This window comes from Campylobacter coli LMG 9860, from assembly GCF_000254135.1.
Lineage (GTDB): Bacteria > Campylobacterota > Campylobacteria > Campylobacterales > Campylobacteraceae > Campylobacter_D > Campylobacter_D coli.
Genome location: NZ_AINS01000126.1, coordinates 1 through 1,182, shown reverse-complemented (window position 1 = coordinate 1,182; position 1,182 = coordinate 1). Strand labels below are relative to the sequence as shown.

Annotated in this window: 2 protein-coding genes; both read right to left on the bottom strand. The window is 31.0% G+C overall.

Annotated features, from left to right (window positions below; genetic code table 11):
- A partial coding sequence (locus CCO88_RS09670; protein WP_002782783.1) for a Na+/H+ antiporter NhaA occupies positions 1 to 500 on the bottom strand: 500 nt, incomplete at its 3' end.
- Positions 497 to 1,182, bottom strand: a 686-nt coding sequence (locus CCO88_RS09665; protein WP_002782784.1) for a Na+/H+ antiporter NhaA, incomplete at its 5' end; no start/stop codon positions are given. The genes CCO88_RS09670 and CCO88_RS09665, both read right to left, overlap by 4 nt.

Sequence of the window (1,182 nt, the reverse complement as noted above, 5' to 3'; positions counted from 1 at the left end):
TCATCAAAAATAGCTAAAGAAAGTAAGAAAATTTTTAAACTTGATGGAATATGTTTGCCACACATCATCAAAATAGCTAAAGCAAATGCAGTATCTGTAGCCGTTGGAATAGCCCATCCTTTTAAAGTGTAAGCATCGCCTATATTGACTATAGCAAATATTAAAGCAGGTATAAGTATACCACCCAATGCCCCCATAAAAGGCAAAACAATATTTTTAGGATTTTTAAAATCTCCGTGCAAAAATTCCTTCTTAAGCTCAAGCCCTATAGCAAAGAAAAATATAGATATAAGCCCATCATTTATCCAAAGTAAAAAAGGCTTGTTAAGCTCAAATTCACCTACACTAAATCCGACTTTTAAATTTAGAAATTCTCGATAATGTTCGCTAAAAGACCCGTTTTGCACAAGCAAAGCAAGCAAAGTGCAAACTATAAGTAAAACGCCGCCAAAAGCCTCATTTAAAACTAAAGTTCTTAATTTATGTACTATATTATTCATTTAATAATCTTAAGATAAATAAAACCAACAATGGCACTTAAAAAACTAGCTACTAAAATAGCAAGTTTATCCGCATATTCAAAAATATCACTATTTTTATAAGCCAAACCATCAATAAACAAGCTCATCGTAAAACCGATGCCTGTTAAAATACATATACCATAAAATTTTCCATATTTAATATTTTCAGGTAATTTTGCAAGCTTTAATTTTATAGCCAAATAACAAAATCCAAAAACCCCTAGTTGTTTTCCTAAAAATAGTCCTAAAATAATCCCAAGACTTACAGGAGAAAATACTGAACCAAGATGCATATCTCTTAAATCAATACCCGCATTTGCAAAAGCAAATAAAGGCAAAATAAAATAAACCACCCAAGGGTTTAAATCCTTATGCACTTCATGAAGATAGGGTTTTTTATTTTTAGTATCAAGAGGGATAAATAAAGCTATGATTACACCCGCTAAAGTTGCATGCACTCCACTTTTAAGCATAGCTATCCACAACACAACACCTACCAACACGTACAAAGAAAGATGGGTGATGTGATAATAATTTAACAAAAGCAGAGCAAATATACAAAACAAACAAATAATAATTGCTAAAGCTGAAAGCTGATCTGTATAAAACAAAGCAATAATAACAATAGCACCCAAATCATCAAAAATAGCTAAAGAAAGTA